This is a genomic window from Candidatus Woesearchaeota archaeon (genome assembly GCA_016928155.1).
GTDB lineage: Archaea > Nanobdellota > Nanobdellia > Woesearchaeales > JAFGLG01 > JAFGLG01.
Genome location: JAFGLG010000005.1, coordinates 128,047 through 144,145 on the forward strand (window position 1 = coordinate 128,047; position 16,099 = coordinate 144,145).

Genomic DNA, 16,099 nt, shown 5'->3' on the forward strand with positions numbered 1-16,099 from the left:
TTGGGGCACACAGTATGGAGCAACAGGATAGTCGTAGACATAATGCTGAATGAGCTGAAGAGCTTCGGCAAGGCGCTGCGCAAAGAGGACAGGGAGATATTCGAGAGACTCCTCAAGAAACCACTGAAGCACTTCGGCTCGATAACATATGCAAGCAGCATCCATGCTTGGGCGTTCATACTTATCTGCGTGATGCTTGAGCAGGAGAAGAGGATAAGAGATATCGAGGATAAACATGAGAGCATGGCTGATGGATGCATACAGGAGGAAGAACTCGATAGTATTATGGCTGAAGACACCTGAGAACATACAGATTGAGAGAGAATTCAAGACAGAGATATACCTGAACATACAAGAAGAATCCACAGAACTTCTCAGGAAAGAACGGATGCCCTATATTGTCGTTCAGAAGAAGACATACATGAGAGAATGGAAGAGCGTGTATTCCGTTCCTGTCTACAGGCTTGACCAATATGAAAGAATAGTGAGGTGGATAGAATACAAGACAAGGCACCGACTTCCGATGTACAATGCAGACATAGCGCCAGAACAGCACTATCTCTATGAGAATGACCTTCGTCCATGCAGTGCAGTGGAGATCAGCGGGTCAAGGATAACCCCATTGAAGACAGATGAGACAGCAGTGATGAAGGTCATGAGAGTGAAAGTCATCTCTTCAGGCGATGTCAGGCAGAGCACAGAGATGCAGGTCAAAGAGATAATAGCAGACAGGAACAGATACCAGGGGAAGGAAGAAGTGATACTGCATGAGTTCGCAGAATATTTCAAGAGAGAGGACCCGGATGTTGTTGTCATGCAATATGGATTCTCAAGGCTCCCCTATCTTGTGAAAAGGATGGAAGGGCATGGTATTGGATGCCCGTTCCACCGCTGGGACCCTAAAGAGATAAAATACAAAGGAGGGAAATCATTCTACAGCTACGGCAATGTCAGATACAGGGATTTTGCAGTCCGTCTTAATGGACGTTTCCTCATCGATACATCCTCCATGCTGGCAAGCGAATGCTCAGTGGACGGCATAGCAGAGCTGAGCTATCTCTCAGGAGTCCGCTTCCAGCAGATAGCATCGAGGAGCTTCGGAGCAGTTTTCCAGGGATCACTGGTGCGGCATATGATACAGCAAGGCATCCTGGTCCCATTCAAGGAGAAGCCAGTAGAGAAGCCGATGAGCATGTTCCAATTATTGAAGTCAGACAGGAGCGCACACACATATGACCCCAAGGTCGGGATGCACCATGATGTTGCAGAGATAGATTTCTCGTCGATGTTCCCATGGCTCATCTTCAACCATAATATAAGTGCAGAGACGATACTGTCAGACAAAGGGCCGTTCGACAAGGTGCCTGGCATACCAGTGAGAGTATCATTGCAGCACAAAGGATTTGTGCCACTTGCGATAAAACCACTGCTCGATCGCCGTATGGAATACAAGAAGAATCCGACACGGGTCAACAAGGAGAGAGCAGTAGGCCTGAAATGGGTGCTTGTGACAAGCTATGGCTACCTGCGCTTCAGGGAATTCAAGCTCGGAGTGGCAAGCTCCCACATGGCCATATGCGCGTATGCAAGAGAAGTGCTGCTCAAGGCAGCGAAGCTTGCAGAAGACAGGGGCTTTGAGATAGTGCATGGCATAATCGACTCGCTCTACATAAAGAAGAAAGGAGTGCAAGCTGATGAGGTCAAGGAGTTCTGCGAAGAGCTGCACCAGATAACAGGGATACCGATAAGCTTTGAGGGGATATTCAAGTGGATATGCTTCCTGCCGAGCGTGAATGACAATTATAGGCCAGTGCCCACAAGATTCTATGGAATATTCGACAATGGTGATGTGAAAGCAAGAGGGATCGAGGTGAGGCAGAGGAGCTGTCCGCTGATTGTGAAATATTTCCAGCAGAAGGTCCTGGAGAATATGGCAGGATGCGGGAATGAAGAGGAGATAAAGCAGATGATACCAGCATTCTACAGGATGCTCAGGAATACAGTGGACAGATTAGAAGAGCTTGATGCAGACTGGCTTGCAAGCTCAGTGTGTGCCGCGACATCTGACTACAAGCATGAGATAAGCCAGAAGAAAGCAGTCAGAGAGCTCAAGAAGAAAGGCATAAGAGTCATGCCAGGGCAGAAGATAAGCTACATCTATGGAAAACATGGGATAGTGCTTCCAGAAGATTATGACATGAATCCTGATGTCATGCAGTACAGGAGACTCCTGATCAGGGCACTATATTCAGTGCTGCAGGTGTTCGGCATAACAAAAGAAGAGATCCGAGAAGGTATCATGGATGAGATGCAGACAAGGATAATGTGCATCCCGATGAGAAAGGATTTCAAGAACAGGCGAGGATTATCAGAAAAAGAGCTGAGAAGGAGGCTTGAAAGGCATGGATGGCTTGTCTGGAGAGGGGACATGCTCGCTGCGATACGCACAAGAGAGCTGTATCCGAATGTCGAGAGAAAATATAAGATGCTGACTGATCTGCTTGAAAGGCATCACCCAGGCAGACTCGAAGAGCTACAGTACATATGCGCTGTGCATCATGGGATGCCAGATTTCCTCTGCTACAGGGATTGCAGGTTCAAATTCGTGGAATGCAAGCTCGAATATGAACCGCTGAGCGATGCGCAGAAGAGATGCATCCGGCGGCTGGAAGGGATGGGGTTCGGTGTCGAGATACATAAGCTTGTGCAGAAGACCAGAATGAATGAAGCGGTTTATGTTGGAGATGAGAAGGTCATTATCGAAAAACAATTACCACTTAGGACGTTTGCATGAGAACCTCACTTGGTGTAGCAACATTATTTTCATATATCAGACTACCATAAATTATTTAAGAAAGTATTAATTCCTAATGGATAGTAAAAAAAGAGTTCTGTGATAAAAAACTGCTATGGGGGTATTGAAATGAAAAAGTATCTAGTTTTTGCACTTGTGTTTTTGCTAAGCACTTTCGCTGTTTATGCCTTAAATTCAGCACAAAAATCAGATTCTGCACTGATACCTGGGACAGAGCATGTGACTGTACCAGCGCGATTCGACCTGTACCTGAATCAGGCAGCAATTCTTCATAACAATTGGATAAGCTTTGCCTATGTTGATGAGATTGCACAAGTAAAGGTTATCAGACTGAACCAGGGAGAATCAAAATCAGTGAAACCTGTCTTGATAGAAGTCAAGTACACTGATGGACCGACATTTAGCCCTGCGGACCCTATACACACCGAATATTTTTATATGGACATCGGCGACAGCGTGTATTTCAATGGAGTCGTACTGGACCTGACAGGGATAAGCAACACATGGAATGTTGAATTCTATGTGCACTATCCTGAATGGTAAACCCTATCTTTTCTCTTTTTTATTTTCTTTCTCTATTCCCGTGATACAAAATCTATTTAAGCCTCAGAGTCAAAGCTAAGGTCATGTGCGGCAGATTCATCTTGACAGTGGATATCGGAGAGATATTGAAGAGATTCAAGGTAGAGACAGATATCAGAACGAATCCCAGACATAATATTGCACCGACACAGAACATCCTCATAATCACTTCTCACGAGCCAAGCAAACTGAACATTGCCAGATGGGGGCTGATGCCATCATGGGCAAAGCACCCAATAATCAACACAAGAGAAGACAGCATCACAAAACCCCTGTACAAATCGCTCAATAGATGCCTGATCCCTGCAGACGGTTTCTTTGAATGGAAGAAGGTAGGAAGCAAGAAGATCCCCTATTTCATATCGCTCAAAGGGAAGAAGATCTTTGCTTTCGCAGGTCTATGCAATCAGGAAGCCTGTTCAATCATCACAACAGCAGCAAATCAATTGGTGAAACCTATCCATGACAGGATGCCGGCAATACTTGAACAGAAAGAAGAGAGAAGATGGCTTAAAGGGATGGACAAGGATCTGCTGAGACCCTATCCTTCTGACGAGATGCAATGCATACAGATAAGCGATCTTGTGAACTCACCGAAGAATGATAATCCTGAGGTCATCGCAGCCCAGAACCTGCTTAAATAGGGCCTCACAAACTTTATATACCTTAAAGACCACCATATCATCAGCCAATGAGGTGGGAACGATGATAACTCTGGGCAGTAATATCGAATTAGTTGGTTTCAAGGAAGTAGACCCTGGTTCTATGGTGATTGTTCGCAAGATGGTGGGCAATTATTTCAGGAGATTCACTGACACCAAAGGCGGGATTGAGAAACTTACACTGACGCTGAAGCCTGTCCATGCGCAGGATGAGAACAGCAAATTCGAGCTCAAAGGCAGGGTCGCCATGAGCGGCGCTGTCAAGGCCAGCGAAGCCACTGAGAAGAACCTTTTCTTTGCACTCGACAAGGTGCTCAGCAGGATAGAAGCACAACTATAACCCCGATCTATATGCCTGAAACCACAAAGAAGGAAGCTGTAGAGGGAATGAAAAGCGCAATCGAGGGCCTCATCAGCAGATACAATGAATGCGGCAGAGCTGACATAGACCTTCTCGACGAGGTAATAAACCGCCGCGTGCTTCTGAACAGCTGGGATGAACTGAGAGGCCCTGAGAGAGACGGGCATGAGCTAGGAAGGCAGATGATCATGCTGGCAGAATCAGTCGACAGGATACTCCAGGAAAACTATCCAGTCTTCTTCGGACCGCGTGCCGAGGAGGCAGAGCAATGCATACCCACAATAATCGACCTGACCAAAAGGTACTATGCAAGCGAGCGTACACTCACTGATTTCATCAGCAATGCAGAGACGGCATTCAATGGAGCCATAATGCAATATAGGAAAAGACTGGAATTCCTGACAGGATATCCTGACACTCTTGTGGAAAATGAGAGGGATATCATCATCACAGGCCTACATCAGCTGCTTGTCCTGGCGACAGAGATGAATAGTTTCTGGATTGAAAAATCCAATGGACAAGGGGTATCTGGAAAAAAACCATTTGACACCCAGCTCTATGAGATCATCGGATGCTTGAGAGAATATTCAAATGAGACTGAGAGCCAGGAACGCCATGGCCCAGATGCCTGAATTCAAGCTCCCAAGAGGCTATAAAGCCATTCTAGAAAGAAAAGATTTATATATGAGAAAGTGATTTTTCAGATTGAAAGAGAGGCGCTATATCCCCTAAATTCTGGGCTTATAGACCGTCTGGACAAAACCAGAACTAAAGTGAAAAAGGCGTATTGATTTCATTATAGAAAATAAATATAAGATAGTCAGAGGTTTTTGAGATGGAAGGAAGCTATGATGCACAGAACATAAGTGTCCTGGCAGGACTGGATGCAGTAAGGAAAAGGCCGGGAATGTATATAGGATCAACAGGATTGCCTGGACTTCACCACCTTGTCTATGAAGCAGTTGATAACGCAGTGGACGAGGCCTTGGCAGGGCACTGCACAGAGGTCAATGTCATAATACATAAGGATAATACCGCTTCAATAATAGACAACGGGAGAGGGATCCCCGTGGACATACATCCAAAATTCAATGTCTCTGCACTTGAAGTCGTCATGACAAAGCTCCATGCAGGAGGCAAGTTCGACAAGGACACATACAAGGTGTCAGGAGGACTGCACGGAGTAGGCATATCTGTTGTCAATGCCTTGTCCACGTCCCTCAAAGTAGAGGTGTACCGCAACGGAAAGGTGAATTACCAGGAATACAGCATCGGAAAGCCCTTAGCCCCTCTGAAAGTCATCGGAGACACGACAAAGAGGGGCACAAAGATAACATTCAAGCCAGACACATCAATCATGGAGACAGACAATTTCTCATTCGATATCCTGTCAAGCAGACTCAGGGAGCTGGCATTCCTCAACAAGGGCCTGAAGATAACAATCCATGACGAAAGGGTTGACAAGAGGCATGAATTCGTCTATGAGGGAGGCATCGTCTCTTTTGTCGAGTATCTCAACAAGAACAAGACACCGATCAATGGCGTCATCTATTTCGAGAAAGAGAAAGACGGGACGCATGTCGAGATAGCCATGCAGTACTCTGATGCATACACCGAGATCATATTCTCATTCGTCAACAACATCAACACTGTTGAAGGAGGGACGCATCTTTCAGGATTCAAGGCTGCGCTGACCAAATCACTCAACAAGTATGCTGAGAAGAACAAGCTCGGGGATGAGAAGCTCAGCTCAGATGATGTGAGGGAAGGGCTTTCAGCAGTGATATCAGTCAAGGTGCCAGAGCCTCAGTTCGAGGGACAGACAAAGGCAAAGCTGGGGAACAGCGACGTCAAAGGGATTGTCGAGAGCATAGTGAATGAGAAGCTCGGGGATTATCTTGAGCAGAACCCGCAGACAGCGAAGATAATAGTCGGCAAGACACTCGCTGCTGCAAAGGCGCGCGAAGCTGCGCGCAAGGCAAGGGACATGGCAAGGAGGAAGAGCGCATTCGACTCTGCATCGCTCCCGGGAAAACTGGCTGACTGCTCGAACAAGGATCCTGCAAAATGCGAGATATTCATTGTCGAGGGGGATTCTGCAGGGGGATGTTTTTCAGGCGATACTGAAGTTGCATTAGCTGATGGGAGGAATCTCACTTTCAAAGAACTTGCGGAAGAGCACAAACAGGGCAGGACAAATTATTGTTATACCCTGGATGAAGAAGGATCCATAAAGATCGCAAGAATAGAGAATCCCCGGCTCACAAAAAGGGATGCTGAAGTGATCAGGATTGTGCTTGACAATGAAAAAGAGATAATCTGCACTCCAGACCACAGGTTCAGATTGGCAGCAGGATCGTATGTTGAGGCAAAAGACCTTGATACAAGCATGAACCTGGCACCATTATACAGGAAGACATCAAGTAAAGGGGGCCCTATCACAATAGATGGCTATGAGATGGTATTTGACGGAGCCAGAAGAAGATGGGTATTCACCCATATGCTCTCTGACGAGTACAACCTAAAAAATCATATCTATTCTGTCAAAGACGGATCGCATAAACACCATAAGGATTTCAACAAGCTGAACAACAATCCGGATAATTTGGCCAGACTACCAAAAGATAAGCACATTGAGTTGCACGCTGAAATGGCAAGAAAGACCTTGATGCGCAGTGATGTCCAGGAAAAACTAAGACAGATCAGAAAAACCCCTGAATTCAGAAATAAGATAAGGGAATCAATGCTCAGAATCAAGGAAGAGCTTAGCGACAGAGCCAAGAAGCAATGGGGGGATACAGCTTATAAACAGCATATGAAGAAGAAATTCATGGAATTCTATCATGATAATGAAGATTACCGGAGAGAAAATAGAGAGAGACTCAATCAGCTACAGAAAGAATATTGGTCATCAGAGAAGAACAGGGAAAAGCGTTCACAAGAGGTCAAAGAATATTTCCAGAATAATCCCTCAAAAAAGCATGATCTATCTGCAAAGGCAAAAAAACAATGGGATGATCCAAGACTGGTTGGATGGAGAAGCAAAAAAACAAAAGAACAATGGACTGAAGAATTCAGGAGGAAGCGCAAAGAATCATATGACCAAACCTATTACCACAGCTCGATCAGCTTAATGAAACTTCTTCATGAGCTTGATGCACTTGAATACTATGATGGGGTAAGAACTGACCATAACAACAAGAATCTCCTGAAGATGGATACTTTCAGGGAAAGATTCTTCAGCAATGATGAGAGCCGGATGATTGAGGCAATAGAGGGTTATAACCATAAGATCAAAGCAATCATTCCGTCCAAACAGAAGATGGATGTGTATGATCTGGAAGTGCCAGGAACCCATAATTTTGCGCTTTCGGCAGGAGTGTTTGTCCACAACAGCGCCAAGATGGGACGAGACAAGGAGTTCCAGGCCATACTGCCCCTTAAAGGGAAGATATTGAATGTGGAGAAATCAAGGATCAACAAAGTGCTCGCGAATGAAGAGATAATGACACTTGTCACAGCGATCGGCGCTGCAATCGGGGAAGAGTTCAACATCGAAAAAGCAAGATATCACAGGATAATCGTGATGACAGATGCCGATGTCGACGGCAACCACATATCATGCCTGCTGCTGACATTCTTCTACAGATACATGCCTAAGCTCATAGAGAACGGCTACATATACCTGGCGATGCCTCCATTATACAAGCTCAAGATCGGCAAGACATCTGAATATGTCTATACTGACAAGGACAAGGATGAGTTCTTCAAGAAGCACGAAGGAGAGAAGATCGAGGTCCAGAGATACAAAGGCCTCGGCGAGATGAATCCGGACCAGCTCTGGGAGACCACAATGGATCCAAAGACAAGGAACATCAAGAAAGTCAAGATTGAGGATGCTGTAGAGGCGGATGAGACATTCACAATCCTGATGGGAGACCAGGTTGAACCGCGGCGTAAGTTTATAGAGGACAATGCCAAGAATGTAGTCAATCTTGATGTCTGATTATAACAAATTCTATTTTTTATGTTAATATAATAACAATAAGTTAAAGTATTGTATAAGATTTCTATATTCAGCCAACGCAATTCCCAAAAAACTAAAGGAGTGATAATAAATGACATATGGACCAAACCAACAGCAACCTGCATATGCAATGCTTTCAATAGATCCAAACCTGGCATATGGATCTGATCCTGAAAGGCGCCAAACAAATACCCTCTGTGCAGCAGATTTCCTCCCTTATGAAGTCCTTGCACAGATAAACAGGAACAGAGCTGCAGTGCAGCCGAGCGAATTTGATGCTGCTGTTGAAGCAGAGCATGCACTGGCTGTGAACTATTAGCCATCAACAGCTCGCAACCTTTTCTATGTTTTTCTTTTCACATATTCTTAAATAATATCTGGCATTACACTGCTCCATGGATGATCTTCCAGCACCGCCGAAAGGGTATATGCTGTTTGCACAGAGCAGCATAGCCGGCACACTGGACATTGATTATCAAGCCCAGACCATGGGAAGGCAGAACCGGGATGCAGGAGTGCTGCGCTTCACAGAAGACTACACTTTTGTCAATATCGCTGATGTCTGCAGATATAAACAGACCCTTGATGACTATGTGGCTGAATCAACTTTCCTGTCAGATCTCAGCAAACTCGGATTCACAAGAGAAGACCTGCCGGATCTCGAGAAAGAGATAGGATTCGACAAGACAAGGTTCTTGGGGAAGACAAGGTACAAAGCAGACTCGATCGACAGAGTCCTGGAATATTTTCCAGAACCAGAAAATGAGAAAAAACCAGAAAAAGAAGAGGAGAGAATTGACTTCTCCCAATCGAAGATGATCACAGTGCAGGAAGCAGCTGCAATGATCAGGCAATACAGCCTGCCGCTGAACACAATTGTGGAGTTCAGAAAAAAATACCAGGACAATCCGGAAGCGGCAGTCATTGAAGGAAGCTCTGTGAAGAGATTCAATGAACTGGCACTCGAGATGTTCATCCTCAGGATACTTGAAGAGAAAGACGCACAAAATATATAAAGCGACAAAATTGCTGAATTCTCATGTGCGGCATCATAGGATATTTCGGGCCAGAGCTGGATAAAGAGAAGATAAGAGCAGCTTTTGCCCTGATAGAATCACGAGGGAAAGATGCATATGGATACAGCAATGGCTCTACAGTCGAGATCAAGAAGCATATAGACAGACTTTCGCTGAAGGATACAACAAATTTCTTCTTACACAAACTCCATTCCATTGTCGGAAGCAGACCACAGCCATTCAAAGGCAAAGGGATCTTCATCGCGAACTGCGAGATATACAACTGGGAAGAACTGGACCAGAAATATGATCTCGGTGCAGGGAATGATGCAGAGCTGATGTTCAGGCTTATTGAGGAAAAAGGGACAGATGCACTTGATGAGTTTGATGGTGTCTATGCTTTCGCCTACTGGCGCGACGGAAAAGTGATCCTCGCCCGGGACATAATAGGAGAAAGACCAATATGGGTGTCAAGGACAACATTTGCCTTCAGCTCAGAGAAGAAAGTGCTGGAGGCAATGGGATTAGATGATGCAGAGGAGCTGAATCCTCGCAAGATACTGACCTATAAAATCAAGACCAAGGAGAAGGGATATGTCGAGAGAGAATTCTTCAAGACAGAACCACAGGTCAAGGATAATCTACAGGGAATAAAGAAGAGATTGAATGGGCTGCTCACAAATGCAATATCAAAAAGGGTGCCTGACACAAGGATCGGGGTGCTGTTCTCAGGGGGGATTGATTCAACACTCATTGCATTCATCCTAAAGGAATTAAGGGTAGATTTCACATGTTATGCAGCGGGGCTTGTGCAGGAAGGGCTGAAAGAGGCAGAAGACCTTGTACATGCAGAGAAGATAGCAAAAGAATTAGGATTCCCGCTGAAGTTGATAACAATAGGCCTGGATGAGGTTGAAGCATACCTGACAAAGATCGTGCCGCTCATCGAAGACAGCAATGTGGTCAAGGTAGGAGTTGCACTGCCATTCTATCTGGCATGCGAAGAAGCGCAGAAAGACGGAGTCAGAGTGATATTCTCTGGCCTGGGAAGCGAGGAGATATTTGCAGGATACCAAAGACATGAGCAGAGCCAGGATATAAACAAGGAATGCCTGCACGGACTGCTGAAGATGTATGAGAGAGACCTATACAGGGATGATGTCATCACAATGCACCACAATATTGAACTGAGACTTCCATTCCTCGACAAGAAATTGGTTGGGTATGCACTGCAGATACCTGCAAAGTACAAAATAAAGGATGATGTGAAGAAATGGATAATACGCGAAGTGGCTAAGGATCTTGGAATGAAAGCTGAGTTTGCCATGCGGAAGAAGAAAGCAGCACAGTACGGCAGCAATTTTGACAAGGCAATACAGAAATTAGCAGCAAAGCAGAAGAAAAGCAAATCAGGATATCTGAGGGATTTCTATCCGACGCATAATCTCAAAATAGGTGTGCTTTTCAGCTCAGGCAAGGACAGCACTTATGCAATGCACATCATGATGAAGCAGAACTATGAGATAAGCTGCCTGATCTCCCTCAAGAGCAAGAATCCTGATTCCTATATGTTCCATACACCGAATATCGACATGGTCAAACTCCAGTCAGAAGCACTCGGGATACCATTGATACTTGAAGAAACACAAGGAGAGAAGGAGACAGAGCTCGAGGACCTTGAAAAAGCGATCATAAGAGCAAAAACAGAATATAGTATAGATGCAATATGCACAGGGGCCCTGTTTTCCAATTACCAAAGAGACAGGATTGAGAAGATATGCGACAGGCTCGGGCTAAAGATGTTCTCGCCGCTCTGGCACAAGGACCAGGAGCTTGAGATGAGGGAGATAATCAATGAGGGATTCAAGTTCATGATGAGCAGCGTCGCGGCAGAAGGGCTGGATGCAAGCTGGCTCGGTCGGGAGATAACCTTGACTGACGTCGACAAACTAGTTCAGCTGCACAGAAGGATCGGCCTGAATGTCTGCGGCGAAGGCGGGGAGTTCGAATCGCTCGTTGTCGACGGGCCGATATTCAGGAAAAGGATCATCGTCAAGGAATCTGAAGTCCTGACTGACGGATCAAACGCAAAGATCATAATAAAACAGGCCGGACTCATGGAAAAGACCTAAATAATCTGCCTGGAGAACGGACATCATTCTTGACAATGAGGTGAAAAGTGACAAGGAACAGTGGATGCACCTTTCTTACCACCTGCAGACCTGCTCGGCGTACCCATATGCTCCCGCCTGTGCCTTGATCCAAGGTCTGAAAATACAATATTACCAATAATACCCCCAAGGGGATCAGGCCTGCAGAAGCTTTCTCTGCAGCCCAGCAGGCGATAACTGAAACCTCAGTTCAGGCTGAGAAAACTGACCAGGGTGATTCTCTTCAGATTACCATCCTGAAAAATGTCATATGAATTGGATATGTAGAACCTTTCGGACGGATGATAACAGAGAGACCTGCGGCAGAACTCCCTCACAGGCCCTACAGGCGGATTCGCTGTCCTGAAAGAGAGATAAAGGGCATCCAAATCTTCTCCAGAGACCTCCCCACCATCGGTAGTATCAGCCAAAGCAGCCAAAAACTCGATGTAAGACAGGGAATATGTCCTGGCAATATGCTGATCAGCCCCAAAATTCCTGGATTCCCATGCAACAAAGGCATCACTCAGGGTTTTCAGGGCAGAATCATCCTTCCTTGAGAAGTATCCAATAATCTCCCTTGACAGCTCTGAGTGGCTGACCATTATCTCAGGACCTGAATTCCTTATCCTGTCAGCAAGCGAGTCTTGAGCCATCCCGAGCGGGGAAAGATGGAGGATTATAAACTTTTCTGGGAAAGGTAATACCACAACCGAAAATCCTCCATTATTCTCCAGCAAAAGTATAATAATCCATGATCAATCTTATCCCTTATGGATAATATTGAGATATGGATACTCAACAAAATGTGCAGAAGAGGGTATTGGGGCAATAGGCTGATTAACTTCGATGATTTGCACAACAATAAGATCTCCAGAAGAGACCTTGAACACCATCTCAGGAATCTTGAGAATCTTGGTTATATCCAAAAGAAAAAAGGAGACAAGTCTTCGCTTTACAGATACTCTCTTGTTCCTTGTCAAAAACATATTATTTTGCATATCCTAGAGGAGGTAAGTCTAAAAAATGGACATTGAAATACTAAGAAACAATACATTTATATATGAAGACCGGTTACAAGATGAGATGAGACTTTCAAATTTCACTGATCTGCTCGGCGATGATCCCAGGATCAAAGTACTTGATTATATGCTGGAGAACTGTATATTTGATTACACAAAAAAAGAGATAGCTGAAAACGCAGGCATATCCAGGACAACCCTTGATACCTTCTGGATCAAACTGTTGGAATATGGAGTCCTGAAAAAAACGAGGAGCATAGGGAATGGAACTCTTTACAGGCTGAATCACAATAGTCCTATCGTGAAAAAGATGAAAGAGCTGGATCTTGAGATAACAAAAGCAAAATGAAAGGCAGATACAGGCATTACAAAGGGAAAGAGTATGAAGTGATCGGAATCGGCAGGGATTCTGAGACATTAGAAGATGTTGTTGTCTATAGAGCACTGTATGATGATGCGAGATTCGGGAACAATGCATTATGGGTCAGGCCAAAAGAAGAATTCTTCGGAGATGTTGAGGTGAATGGAAAGAAAAAGAAAAGGTTTGAGATGGTTTAATAATTAAAATAGCTATAATCACTGCAACATATCATCCTCATCATCCCAAGGTGGGTCTATATACACCGGAGTGTCCAGTTTCATAATCAAAGGAGATTGTCCTCCTCCACCACCCCCACCACCAATTTTGCTTGTATCACAGCAGACCCTTGTCTCTCCCCACGCATACCAGTATTGATCTCTTGGCACTTCAGCAGCATCTGGGCAATTTGACGGATCCCTCAATTCTGTGATACCTGGATTTACATTCCAGCACTTCGGCCTGCAACCTGGAGGATACGCTGCTGCAAAACCACAAGCATCTGAATCTTCTTCAATATCAACACATTCATAAGGGTCACAGGCATAGCAGTTGCTTTGACTGCAGCCTGAACTTCCGCCTGGTTTCAGGCAACAGACTGGATTGGGGTTACCACCTGACCAGAAGATATTGACCTCATCAGTTATATCTGTCTCGCCAGAAAGGCAGACATTATTCCTGACAACCTCGGAATCTGCGCTCTCACCAGGTATGTAATGATAGCAGTCAGGCTTGCATTGCCCATTATCCCAACCGCAATAAGGATACAGTTGATTATTTTCACATGCATCTTCGCTGCATGATCCGCAGTTGTTAATATCACAACCTGCATCATAGCAACCACCTATACAGCAGACAAATCCCTCAGGGGCATCGTAGGAACTAACTTGTCTCCCCGAACATGTGCCCTCCCCACAGAATGTTGTACCTCCTGCTGCACCGCAGGAAGGAAGACATTGATTATCTTTCCACCCGCAGTGCCCTCCTGGAATATTGGAACATTGATTTTGGTTACAATCTCCGCAATTATTGGCTGAGCATTGTGGAGCAGAGACCTTAATATTCAGAAAAGGACGGGAACCATAACCAAGCATATCCTCACCAAGTTGGCTTCTGTCTGCAAAAACCATGATAAACAATGCAACAACAGCAACAACACCTACAACAATAAGATACGAATATTCCTGCTTCATATTATCACCTATTTTTAAAATAACAATAGGAAAAAATAGTCTGTTATATATAAATTTGCCCATCGGCCCATAATGATAGGGGGTTTTAGGAGATATATTTTCTATAATGAAAATATACCGGAGAATAATCAGCGGACATCAAAAAAACCCTAAGAAATAAATCCAAGATTCTAATATATAAAAATATACAATCCAATTCCATTACATTTATAAAGGGCTCCCAGTTTCTCGGGCAAGGGTATTGATGGCACAACAAAAGAAACAAGCACAGTCAACAGTAATGAGATGGAAAAAGAAGAGATGGTTCCATATAAAAGCGCCAAAGCTCTTCAATGAACAGGAAGTCGGTGAGACACCAGGAGAGACTGCTGAAGAGCTGGTCGGCAGAAGGATAAAAGTCAACCTGATGCACCTGACCAGGGATATAAAGAAACAGAACTACAGGATCACATTCGAGATAACAAAAGGCTCTGGAGACTCATTGTTCACAAATTTCTACGGCTTCGAGATAATACCTGCCGCGGTCAGGAAGCTCATAAGGAGGAGCAGGACAAGGATAGATGATTCTGTTGTTGTGAAGACAAATGACAATGTCAAGGTAGCGGTCAAGCCTTTGCTCGTCACAAGACAGCTTGTCAACAACTCGCTCAAGTCAGAGCTGATAAAGTCATGCAGGAAACTGCTCAGCGAATACGCGAGCCAGGTATCATACCACCAATTCGCGCACGATGTCGCATTCTTCAAGGTCCAGAAGACCATGAGAGACAGCTTAAGCAAGCTCTACCCGCTGAGGAACGCAGAGATCAGGCTGATGCATTTCTACAGAGAGAAGAAACAGCCAGAGACACCGGAAGAGACAGAGATAAGCAAAGACCTGAAAATAGAAGTAAAGGTCATTGAGAAACCCGAGGAAGAGCCGATAGAGGAAGAGACGGCAGAGGAATCAGAGAGCGGACCTGAAGACAAGGAAGATGGATCCGGCGAAGAACAGGAGAGCGAAGATGACATAGAAGATGATTCTGATGCAGATGAAACAGAATCTGATGAAAGCGATGAAGCAGAGACAGATGAAGAAACAGAAGATGACGAAGAGCCCAAAGAATAAAATTTATAATTTCTATCACAATATAGTGCACTCATGAGAAAAATCCTCAGTTCTGGAGCAGAAGCAGTCATCTATAAGAATGACATTTCAGTGATCAAGGACAGGGTCAGAAAAAGCTACAGGATAAAGGAGATAGATGAAACGTTGCGCAGAACAAGGACGCGAAGAGAAGCAAAAGTCCTCCAGAAACTGGCTGAGATAAATTTCCCGGCACCAAGGCTCATCAGCACAGATGACAGGAAGATGCATATCCACATGGAGTATATCAAAGGGGATGTGCTCAAAGAGACATTTGACCAGGATCACAAGAGATTCTCAGAAGAGATCGGCAAGAAGGTTGCGATACTGCACAACAATGGCATAATCCATGGAGACCTGACAACAAGCAACATGATATCCCGGGACGGGATAGTCTTCATCGATTTCGGCCTGAGCTTCTTCTCAAAGAAATACGAGGACAAGGCAGTTGACCTGCATCTCCTCAAGCAGGCGCTCGAGTCAAAGCACTGGAGAGTGTTCGATGAGGCATTCGATATCGTCAAAAGATCATATTCCGCGAATGCCGATGACGCAGGACAGATAATGCAGAGGTTCGAGGAAGTCGAGGCCAGAGGGAGGTATAAGGGGAAGCATTGAACGAAAATTATTTATACTTCTTCAGCCTACATAATTACATCATGGCAAGAGTTGATTTTATTCATTGAAAGCAAATTCCTTTTTCTTGTTAGTTTGAAATCCAAAATCTCCTGCGGGTACCATGCTAGCTTGCGCTAGCCCAACAAACAGACAAATTCTGAAAATGCACGAT

17 protein-coding genes are annotated in these 16,099 nt (G+C 44.8%); 15 read left to right on the forward strand and 2 right to left on the reverse strand.

Going from position 1 to position 16,099, the window contains the following annotated elements; genetic code table 11:
- The 10 genes from JW968_02405 (at position 1) to JW968_02450 (ending at position 11,595) form a co-directional block, all read left to right on the forward strand.
- Positions 1 to 303 (forward strand): hypothetical protein, encoded by a 303-nt coding sequence (locus JW968_02405; GenBank protein MBN1385810.1) that lies wholly within the window; start codon positions 1 to 3, stop codon positions 301 to 303.
- Complete coding sequence (locus tag JW968_02410) at positions 236 to 2,794, forward strand: VRR-NUC domain-containing protein (GenBank protein MBN1385811.1); 2,559 nt, start codon at positions 236 to 238, stop codon at positions 2,792 to 2,794. Before JW968_02405 ends, JW968_02410 begins: the two co-directional genes overlap by 68 nt.
- Before the next feature lie 129 nt (positions 2,795 to 2,923).
- Entirely contained in the window at positions 2,924 to 3,358 is a 435-nt protein-coding gene (locus JW968_02415) for a hypothetical protein (protein MBN1385812.1), read from the forward strand.
- Positions 3,359 to 3,441: 83 nt separating this feature from the next.
- On the forward strand, positions 3,442 to 4,041 hold the full coding sequence (locus tag JW968_02420) for an SOS response-associated peptidase (GenBank protein MBN1385813.1): 600 nt from the start codon (positions 3,442 to 3,444) through the stop codon (positions 4,039 to 4,041).
- 61 nt (positions 4,042 to 4,102) lie between these two features.
- Positions 4,103 to 4,399 carry a hypothetical protein gene (locus tag JW968_02425; protein MBN1385814.1) on the forward strand — a complete coding sequence of 99 codons (297 nt, stop codon included), beginning with the start codon at positions 4,103 to 4,105 and terminating at the stop codon, positions 4,397 to 4,399.
- Between the two features lie 47 nt (positions 4,400 to 4,446).
- On the forward strand, positions 4,447 to 5,052 hold the full coding sequence (locus tag JW968_02430; protein MBN1385815.1) for a hypothetical protein: 606 nt from the start codon (positions 4,447 to 4,449) through the stop codon (positions 5,050 to 5,052).
- Positions 5,053 to 5,255: 203 nt separating this feature from the next.
- Positions 5,256 to 8,426, forward strand: coding sequence for a DNA topoisomerase (ATP-hydrolyzing) subunit B (gene gyrB, locus JW968_02435; GenBank protein MBN1385816.1), 3,171 nt, complete (start codon positions 5,256 to 5,258; stop codon positions 8,424 to 8,426).
- A 151-nt stretch (positions 8,427 to 8,577) separates the two neighbouring features.
- On the forward strand, positions 8,578 to 8,766 hold the full coding sequence (locus tag JW968_02440) for a hypothetical protein (protein ID MBN1385817.1): 189 nt from the start codon (positions 8,578 to 8,580) through the stop codon (positions 8,764 to 8,766).
- 76 nt (positions 8,767 to 8,842) lie between these two features.
- Positions 8,843 to 9,463: a hypothetical protein gene (locus JW968_02445; GenBank protein MBN1385818.1), complete on the forward strand. Its 621-nt coding sequence runs from the start codon at positions 8,843 to 8,845 to the stop codon at positions 9,461 to 9,463.
- Between the two features lie 23 nt (positions 9,464 to 9,486).
- Positions 9,487 to 11,595: a diphthine--ammonia ligase gene (locus JW968_02450; GenBank protein MBN1385819.1), complete on the forward strand. Its 2,109-nt coding sequence runs from the start codon at positions 9,487 to 9,489 to the stop codon at positions 11,593 to 11,595.
- A gap of 224 nt (positions 11,596 to 11,819) precedes the next feature.
- Here the strand turns inward: JW968_02450 and JW968_02455 are convergent, their stop codons facing one another.
- Positions 11,820 to 12,269, reverse strand: a complete 450-nt coding sequence (locus JW968_02455) for a hypothetical protein (GenBank protein MBN1385820.1) — start codon at positions 12,267 to 12,269, stop codon at positions 11,820 to 11,822.
- 117 nt (positions 12,270 to 12,386) lie between these two features.
- Here JW968_02455 and JW968_02460 point away from each other — a divergent pair, with 117 nt between their 5' ends.
- From JW968_02460 to JW968_02470, 3 genes are read left to right on the forward strand one after another with little or no spacing between them, the layout of a single operon-like run.
- Positions 12,387 to 12,650 (forward strand): hypothetical protein, encoded by a 264-nt coding sequence (locus JW968_02460; GenBank protein MBN1385821.1) that lies wholly within the window; start codon positions 12,387 to 12,389, stop codon positions 12,648 to 12,650.
- Positions 12,651 to 12,699: 49 nt separating this feature from the next.
- On the forward strand, positions 12,700 to 12,984 hold the full coding sequence (locus JW968_02465) for a hypothetical protein (GenBank protein ID MBN1385822.1): 285 nt from the start codon (positions 12,700 to 12,702) through the stop codon (positions 12,982 to 12,984).
- Positions 12,981 to 13,193 carry a DUF1653 domain-containing protein gene (locus tag JW968_02470; GenBank protein ID MBN1385823.1) on the forward strand — a complete coding sequence of 71 codons (213 nt, stop codon included), beginning with the start codon at positions 12,981 to 12,983 and terminating at the stop codon, positions 13,191 to 13,193. Before JW968_02465 ends, JW968_02470 begins: the two co-directional genes overlap by 4 nt.
- Before the next feature lie 18 nt (positions 13,194 to 13,211).
- On the opposite strand, the gene JW968_02475 is transcribed toward JW968_02470, so the two are convergent.
- Positions 13,212 to 14,186, reverse strand: a complete 975-nt coding sequence (locus tag JW968_02475; protein ID MBN1385824.1) for a hypothetical protein — start codon at positions 14,184 to 14,186, stop codon at positions 13,212 to 13,214.
- 244 nt (positions 14,187 to 14,430) lie between these two features.
- On the opposite strand from JW968_02475, the gene JW968_02480 reads away from it, so the two are divergent.
- Both JW968_02480 and JW968_02485 read left to right on the forward strand, forming a co-directional pair.
- Positions 14,431 to 15,291: a hypothetical protein gene (locus JW968_02480; GenBank protein MBN1385825.1), complete on the forward strand. Its 861-nt coding sequence runs from the start codon at positions 14,431 to 14,433 to the stop codon at positions 15,289 to 15,291.
- Between the two features lie 33 nt (positions 15,292 to 15,324).
- Positions 15,325 to 15,927, forward strand: a complete 603-nt coding sequence (locus JW968_02485; protein ID MBN1385826.1) for a Kae1-associated serine/threonine protein kinase — start codon at positions 15,325 to 15,327, stop codon at positions 15,925 to 15,927.
- Positions 15,928 to 16,099 lie beyond the last annotated feature (172 nt).

What these genes read in the sequence shown, in the direction of transcription:
- JW968_02410 (MBN1385811.1), top strand. Translation starts at nt 236, where the DNA reads ATGAGAGCATGGCTGATGGATGCATACAGGAGGAAGAACTCGATAGTA.
- JW968_02415 (MBN1385812.1), top strand. Translation starts at nt 2,924, where the DNA reads ATGAAAAAGTATCTAGTTTTTGCACTTGTGTTTTTGCTAAGCACTTTC.
- JW968_02420 (MBN1385813.1), top strand. Translation starts at nt 3,442, where the DNA reads ATGTGCGGCAGATTCATCTTGACAGTGGATATCGGAGAGATATTGAAG.
- JW968_02425 (MBN1385814.1), top strand. Translation starts at nt 4,103, where the DNA reads ATGATAACTCTGGGCAGTAATATCGAATTAGTTGGTTTCAAGGAAGTA.
- JW968_02430 (MBN1385815.1), top strand. Translation starts at nt 4,447, where the DNA reads ATGAAAAGCGCAATCGAGGGCCTCATCAGCAGATACAATGAATGCGGC.
- gyrB (MBN1385816.1), top strand. Translation starts at nt 5,256, where the DNA reads ATGGAAGGAAGCTATGATGCACAGAACATAAGTGTCCTGGCAGGACTG.
- JW968_02440 (MBN1385817.1), top strand. Translation starts at nt 8,578, where the DNA reads ATGCTTTCAATAGATCCAAACCTGGCATATGGATCTGATCCTGAAAGG.
- JW968_02445 (MBN1385818.1), top strand. Translation starts at nt 8,843, where the DNA reads ATGGATGATCTTCCAGCACCGCCGAAAGGGTATATGCTGTTTGCACAG.
- JW968_02450 (MBN1385819.1), top strand. Translation starts at nt 9,487, where the DNA reads ATGTGCGGCATCATAGGATATTTCGGGCCAGAGCTGGATAAAGAGAAG.
- JW968_02455 (MBN1385820.1), bottom strand. Translation starts at nt 12,269, where the DNA reads ATGGCTCAAGACTCGCTTGCTGACAGGATAAGGAATTCAGGTCCTGAG.
- JW968_02460 (MBN1385821.1), top strand. Translation starts at nt 12,387, where the DNA reads ATGGATAATATTGAGATATGGATACTCAACAAAATGTGCAGAAGAGGG.
- JW968_02465 (MBN1385822.1), top strand. Translation starts at nt 12,700, where the DNA reads ATGAGACTTTCAAATTTCACTGATCTGCTCGGCGATGATCCCAGGATC.
- JW968_02470 (MBN1385823.1), top strand. Translation starts at nt 12,981, where the DNA reads ATGAAAGGCAGATACAGGCATTACAAAGGGAAAGAGTATGAAGTGATC.
- JW968_02475 (MBN1385824.1), bottom strand. Translation starts at nt 14,186, where the DNA reads ATGAAGCAGGAATATTCGTATCTTATTGTTGTAGGTGTTGTTGCTGTT.
- JW968_02480 (MBN1385825.1), top strand. Translation starts at nt 14,431, where the DNA reads ATGGCACAACAAAAGAAACAAGCACAGTCAACAGTAATGAGATGGAAA.
- JW968_02485 (MBN1385826.1), top strand. Translation starts at nt 15,325, where the DNA reads ATGAGAAAAATCCTCAGTTCTGGAGCAGAAGCAGTCATCTATAAGAAT.